The organism is Streptomyces sp. YS-3 (assembly GCF_045257485.1).
In the GTDB taxonomy this organism is placed as follows: Bacteria; Actinomycetota; Actinomycetes; order Streptomycetales; family Streptomycetaceae; genus Streptomyces.
This window is the reverse complement of sequence record NZ_JBJHPC010000506.1, coordinates 1-5,233: the sequence shown is the minus strand read 5'-3', so window position 1 is coordinate 5,233 and position 5,233 is coordinate 1. Positions and strand designations below refer to the sequence as shown.

Sequence of the window (5,233 nt, the reverse complement as noted above, 5' to 3'; positions counted from 1 at the left end):
GGGCGGGCCTGCGGCCCCGCCCCCCCCGTTCGGCCGGCGGGGGATGAGGGGGCCCTCTGGCTGGTCAGCCGAAGAAGACACCCACCTCCTCGTACAGCGCCGGGTCCACCGTCTTCAGGCGGGCCGTTGCCTCCGCGATCGGTACGCGGACGATGTCCGTGCCCTTCAGCGCCACCATCTTGCCGAAGTCGCCGTCCCGGACCGCCTCGATCGCGTGCAGGCCGAACCTCGTGGCCAGCCAGCGGTCGAAGGCGCTGGGGGTGCCGCCGCGCTGGACGTGGCCCAGGACCGTCGTCCTGGCCTCCTTGCCCGTGCGCTTCTCGATCTCCTTGGCCAGCCACTCCCCTACGCCGGAGAGCCGGACGTGGCCGAAGGAGTCGAGCGTCTGGTCCTTCAGGACCATGTCGCCGTCCTTCGGCATCGCGCCCTCCGCGACCACCACGATCGGCGCGTACGACGCCTTGAAGCGGGAGGTGATCCAGCCGCAGACCTGATCGACGTCGAAGCGCTGCTCGGGGATGAGGATGACGTTGGCGCCGCCCGCCAGGCCCGAGTGCAGGGCGATCCAGCCCGCGTGGCGGCCCATCACCTCGACGACCAGGACCCGCATATGGGACTCGGCCGTGGTGTGGAGGCGGTCGATGGCCTCCGTCGCGATGCCGACCGCCGTGTCGAAGCCGAAGGTGTAGTCCGTCGCCGAGAGGTCGTTGTCGATGGTCTTCGGTACGCCGACGCACTTCACGCCGTACTCGTCGCTGAGCCGGGCCGCCACCCCCAGGGTGTCCTCGCCGCCGATCGCGATCATCGCGTCGACCTCGTACTTGGCGAGGTTCTCCCTGATGCGGCGCACCCCGTCCTCGGCCTTGAGCGGGTTGGTGCGCGAGGAGCCGAGGATGGTGCCGCCCCGGGGCAGGATGCCGCGCACGGCGGGGATGTCCAGCTTGACGGTGCGCCCCTCCAGCGGGCCGCGCCAGCCGTCCTTGAACCCTACGAAGTCAAAGCCGTACTCCTGCACGCCCTTGCGGACGACGCCCCGGATGACGGCGTTGAGCCCGGGGCAGTCACCGCCTCCGGTCAGTACTCCGACCCGCATGGAATTGTCCCTTCGCCGTGACGGACGCATGGGAGGCCACCGAAGGCCTCCACGGGTCACGCTAAGGGTGACGCAGGTCACCCCGGGATGGGGCGAATGGTCAATTCCTTGGATTCAGGCGGCTGTTGACGGGCGGTCATTCACCCGTACGAGCGGAGCACGTCCGCGCGCGCGTGGCTCACACCTCGTCGAGGCCCTGCTCTATCGCGTACCGCACGAGCTCCACCCGGTTGTGCAGCTGGAGCTTGCCCAGGGTGTTCTGGACGTGGTTCTGGACGGTGCGGTGCGAGATGACCAGGCGTTCGGCGATCTGCTTGTAGGACAGGCCCTTCGCCACGAGGCGCAGCACCTCGGTCTCGCGCTCGGTGAGCTGCGGGGCCTTGGGCTCGTCGGCGGCGGCGGGCGCGGGGTCCGAGGCGAGGCGGCGGTACTCGCCGAGGACCAGGCCGGCCAGGCCCGGGGTGAACACCGGGTCGCCGACGGCGGTGCGGCGCACCGCGTCGGTGAGCTCCTCGGTGCTCGCGGACTTCAGCAGATAGCCGGTGGCCCCGGACTTCACGGCCTCCAGGACGTCGGCGTGCTCCCCGGAGGCGGACAGGACCAGGACCCTGAGCGCCGGGTTGGCGCCGACCAGCTCCTTGCAGACCTGGACGCCCGGCATCCCAGGCAGATTGAGGTCCAGGACCAGCACGTCGGGCGTGACCGCCTGGGCGCGGCGGACCGCCTGCGGGCCGTCCCCGGCCGTGGCCACCACGTCGAACCCGGCCGCCGCCAGGTCGCGGGCCACCGCGTCCCGCCACATCGGGTGGTCGTCGACCACCATGACCTTCACCGTCTGCCGCTCACTCATACCTTCGCCTTCCCCCGTGGAACCTTCAGCTCTACTTCCGTCCCCTGGCCGGGCACCGAGATCAGCTCGGCGGTGCCGCCCAGGTCCCGCAGCCGGCCGCGGATCGAGAGGGCGACGCCCATGCGCCCCTCCCCCTCGGCCTGCGCGAGCCGGCCCTCCGGGATGCCGGGACCGTCGTCCCGGACCGTCACGATCACTTCGTCCCCCCAGTCCTCGACCAGGATCCAGGCCTGGGCCGACTCCCCCGCGTGTCTGCGGACATTGTCCAACGCGGCACTGACAGCGGCTGCGAGCTCCCGGGCCGCCGGGGGCGCGAGCAGCACCGGAGCACCTGGTTCCGCCAGCGAGACGCGCGATCCGGCGTGCGGGGCGAGCAGGGTGCGCAGATCCACCTCGGCGTCCTCGGCCCCGGACCGCGCCTCGTCCTCGTCGTCGACCGTACGGACCAGGGCGCCCAGCGCCGGGTCCTCGGACGCGCGCGTGGTGGGCACCAGGCCGCTGGAGACCAGCGTCCGCAGGGCGACCTCCTGCTCCCCGGCCATCCGGCCGAGCTCCGCGGCCTCGCCACCGAGCGCGGTGCCGCGCCGCTGCACCATGGCCAGGACCTGGAGCACGCTGTCGTGGATGTCGCGGGCCAGCCGCTCCCGCTCCCGGGTGGCCGCCTCGATCTCCAGGGCGCGGGCGAGGGTCGCCTCGCTCGCGCGGGCGACCTCCACCACGTATCCGATGGCGATGGACGCGACCCACACGAGCAGCACGTTGTGGAGCGTGTCCCGGGTGGGGGTGCCGCGCTCGACCAGGTTGGCGGCGGCGACCAGCGAGGACGCGAAGGCGGCCCAGCGCCAGCCGCCCTTGATCGCGAACGCGAGGACCGAGCCGGCCGCCCATATGGTCGGCAGCGTCGGGCCGTTCACCGACTGGGCGTCGGTGTCCGCCAGCGGGGTGAGCAGGATGCCGGTGAGCGCGATCGTCAGGTCCACGCCGAGGAACCGCTTGGTGCAGTTCGCCGCGTTCGCCACCCGGGGCAGCGTCGCCAGCGTCCACACCGCCAGCACCGAAAGGAAGGCGACGCCCACCCAGGCGCGCTCGAAGTGCCGGTACTCCGACACGAAGACCAGCACCGCGTAGAGCATCGTCAGGACGCGGTACGCGGTGAGCGCGCGCCACAGCGGCAGCTCTACGGACATCCTGATGACGCGCTCGCGCTTCGCCATGCTCCCCCACCCCTGAAACGAACGGACCCGTGGAGGCCCGGTGCGGTTCCGCGCCCCTCCGGGGGCGCCGGACCGCGTGCCGGCCGGTCCACAGCCGGATGAACGCCCTTGCCGCGGCGCGCGCTCAGTCGCCGGGCCGTTCCGCCCGCTTGGCCTGCTCGGCCTCCCGGGCCTTCTCGGCCCGCTCGGCCGCCTTCTCCTCGTCGGCCTTCCGCTTGGCCTCGTCCGCGATCTGGCGCTTGGCCGCGGTCGCGTAGACGTCCACGTACTCCTGGCCGGAGAGCTTCATGATCTCGTACATGACCTCGTCGGTCACCGAGCGCAGGATGAAGCGGTCGCCCTCCATGCCGTGGTAGCGGCTGAAGTCGAGCGGCTTGCCGATGCGGATGCCCGGGCGCATCAGCTTGGGCATGACCTTCCCGGGCGGCTGGATCTTCTCGGTGTCGATCATGGCGACCGGGATCACCGGCGCGCCGGTGGCGAGCGCCACGCGCGCGAGGCCGCCGGGCTTGCCGCGGTAGAGGCGGCCGTCGGGCGAGCGGGTGCCCTCCGGGTAGATCCCGAACAGCTCACCGCGCTCCAGCACCTCGATACCGCTCTTGATGGCCGCCTCGCCCGCGCCGCGCGCGCCGGAGCGGTCCACCGGGAGCTGGCCGACGCCCTTGAAGAAGGCGGCCGTCAGCCTGCCCTTCACGCCGGGCGAGGTGAAGTACTCCGCCTTGGCGATGAACGTCACCTTGCGGTCGAGGACCGCCGGCAGGAAGAAGGAGTCCGAGAAGGAGAGGTGGTTGCTGGCGAGGATCGCCGGCCCCTCGGCGGGAATGTTGTCGAGGCCCTCCACCCAGGGCCTGAAGGCAAGCTTCAGCGATCCGCCGATGGAGAACTTCATAGCGCCGTAGATCAACTCGGATGCCTTCCCTCTGTCTGTCGAACAGACCTTAACCCGTACGGGACCCGCCCTCCCGCGCGCGGGCCGGTGACGGCTCTGGTCGGTGTCAGTCCGGTCGCGTACCGTGAAGTACGACTCCCCAGCCCCTGCTCATGAACAGGAGACCCCGGTGCCGGTCCTCCCTGGAGCCGAGCCGTTCCGCCACGAGGGCGGAGAGGTCGGCGTCCTCCTCTGTCACGGCTTCACCGGTTCCCCGCAGTCGCTGCGCCCCTGGGCCGAATTCCTGGCCGAGCACGGTCTGACGGTCGAGCTTCCGCTGCTGCCCGGACACGGCACGCGCTGGCAGGACATGCAGCTCACCGGCTGGCAGGACTGGTACGCGGAAGTGGACCGGGCGCTGCGCGAGCTGAGCGGGCGGTGCGAGCGGGTCTTCGTCTTCGGCCTCTCCATGGGCGGCGCGCTCGCCCTGCGCCTGGCGGCGAAGCACGGGGACGCGGTCAGCGGCGTCGTCGTGGTCAACCCGGGCAACAAGGTGCACGGCCTGGCCGCGCACGCGCTGCCGGTGGTGCGCCACTTCGTGCGCTCCACCAAGGGCATCGCCAGCGACATCGCCAAGGAGGGCTCGGCGGAGGTGGGGTACGACAGGGTGCCGCTGCACTCGGCGCACGCCCTGCGCAACTTCTTCCGGCTGGTCGACCACGAGCTGCCGCAGGTCACCCAGCCGCTGCTGCTGCTGCACAGCCCGCAGGACCATGTGGTGCCGCCGGCCGACTCGGCGCGGATCCTGCGCCGGGTGTCGTCCGCGGACGTCACCGAGATCCTGCTGGAACAGAGCTACCACGTGGCGACGTTGGACCACGATGCGGAGCGGATTTTCGAGGAGAGTCACGCGTTCATCGGCCGCCTCGCTCCTGGTGTCGGTATGAAGGGGAGCATGACCGGTGGCTGAGCACGACGCGGACCGCGAGCCGCAGCCGATCGACGAGGAGGCCGCCTGGGCGGCGATCGTGGCGGGGTACGGCGACGAGCCGTCCGACCCGCCGGGCGCCAAGCCGTTCAAGTCGGTGGAGGACCTGGCGCTCCTGGAGAGCGAGCCCAACATCACGCCCGAGGCCCCGGCGAAGCCCGAGCCGCCCGAGCCCCGGCCCAGACCGCTGGGCAGCTCGGTGGTCTTCGCGCCCGGGGTG

5 protein-coding genes and 1 pseudogene are annotated in these 5,233 nt (G+C 71.7%); 2 read left to right on the top strand and 4 right to left on the bottom strand.

The genetic code is table 11. The features are described 5' to 3' along the window. Positions 1-64: 64 nt before the first annotated feature. The 4 genes from ACJA3G_RS29375 to ACJA3G_RS29360 all read right to left on the bottom strand — a co-directional run bounded on the left by ACJA3G_RS29375 (position 65) and on the right by ACJA3G_RS29360 (position 4,061). On the bottom strand, positions 65-1,093 hold the full coding sequence (locus ACJA3G_RS29375; RefSeq protein ID WP_406556068.1) for a 6-phosphofructokinase: 1,029 nt from the start codon (positions 1,091-1,093) through the stop codon (positions 65-67). Between the two features lie 178 nt (positions 1,094-1,271). Then, positions 1,272-1,943, bottom strand: coding sequence for a response regulator (locus ACJA3G_RS29370; RefSeq protein ID WP_406556067.1), 672 nt, complete (start codon positions 1,941-1,943; stop codon positions 1,272-1,274). Then, entirely contained in the window at positions 1,940-3,157 is a 1,218-nt protein-coding gene (gene macS / locus ACJA3G_RS29365; protein WP_406556066.1) for a MacS family sensor histidine kinase, read from the bottom strand. Before macS ends, ACJA3G_RS29370 begins: the two co-directional genes overlap by 4 nt. A 124-nt stretch (positions 3,158-3,281) precedes the next feature. Next, positions 3,282-4,061 (bottom strand): 1-acyl-sn-glycerol-3-phosphate acyltransferase, encoded by a 780-nt coding sequence (locus ACJA3G_RS29360; protein WP_406556065.1) that lies wholly within the window; start codon positions 4,059-4,061, stop codon positions 3,282-3,284. Between the two features lie 154 nt (positions 4,062-4,215). Between ACJA3G_RS29360 and ACJA3G_RS29355 the strand changes: the two genes are divergently transcribed. Together ACJA3G_RS29355 and ACJA3G_RS29350 are read left to right on the top strand one after the other, a co-directional pair. Further along, a complete protein-coding gene (locus ACJA3G_RS29355) occupies positions 4,216-4,995 on the top strand; it encodes an alpha/beta hydrolase (RefSeq protein ID WP_406556064.1) in 780 nt (259 codons plus the stop codon). Beyond that, positions 4,988-5,233 (top strand): annotated as a pseudogene (locus ACJA3G_RS29350) (hypothetical protein); the annotation flags it as partial. The gene ACJA3G_RS29355 and the pseudogene ACJA3G_RS29350, both read left to right, overlap by 8 nt.

Excerpts from the sequence above, each read along its gene's own strand:
- ACJA3G_RS29375 (WP_406556068.1), bottom strand. The coding sequence starts at position 1,093 with ATGCGGGTCGGAGTACTGACCGGAGGCGGTGACTGCCCCGGGCTCAAC.
- ACJA3G_RS29370 (WP_406556067.1), bottom strand. The coding sequence starts at position 1,943 with ATGAGTGAGCGGCAGACGGTGAAGGTCATGGTGGTCGACGACCACCCG.
- macS (WP_406556066.1), bottom strand. The coding sequence starts at position 3,157 with ATGGCGAAGCGCGAGCGCGTCATCAGGATGTCCGTAGAGCTGCCGCTG.